This window comes from Shewanella sp. c952 (assembly GCF_019654975.1).
In the GTDB taxonomy this organism is placed as follows: domain Bacteria; phylum Pseudomonadota; class Gammaproteobacteria; order Enterobacterales; family Shewanellaceae; genus Shewanella.
On record NZ_BPEW01000138.1, the window covers coordinates 1 to 450 of the forward strand.

The following is a 450-nucleotide window of genomic DNA, read 5'->3' on the forward strand; positions in this document are numbered from 1 at the left end:
AGCCTCTGCGTTAACCTTACGATACATAAGGTAGTTACCACTGTCGCCCTTATGGCCGATTAAACCTCGACGAGCACGATGAAAATCGACGAGGACTTTAACATCCAATGCCGGATTTTGATCTTTAGCGAGCATCAATGCAGCCAGTATTTCACGGCCAGCATCGTCGTCTTCTAAATACAGGGCTGAAATATAGATAGCATGCTTTGCACCTGCGATAGATGTCAGCAATTCAGCCTTAAGGCATTTTGGGGTCAGCAACCAACGAATAGCTTCTGGCTGTAACGGTATTCCACCAAGCTTATCCAGCAAGGATATCTCCTTAAAAATGCGCACCATTGCGGAAGTAAGTACTGGGATCTAATTCGATAAACATTACCGATAGACTTTTAAGTTCCGGATATGCCAAAGTCACAGCCTCACGGATAGTACATTCAACCACTTTGTGCG

The 450-nt window shown here is 44.9% G+C and carries 1 protein-coding gene and 1 pseudogene; both read right to left on the reverse strand.

All coding sequences use genetic code 11. From position 1 onward, the window contains the following. Positions 1-312: pseudogene (gene pssA / locus K5R16_RS22260) on the reverse strand (CDP-diacylglycerol--serine O-phosphatidyltransferase); the annotation flags it as partial. Between the two features lie 10 nt (positions 313-322). Then, positions 323-442: a hypothetical protein gene (locus K5R16_RS22265; protein ID WP_308440861.1), complete on the reverse strand. Its 120-nt coding sequence runs from the start codon at positions 440-442 to the stop codon at positions 323-325. Positions 443-450 lie beyond the last annotated feature (8 nt).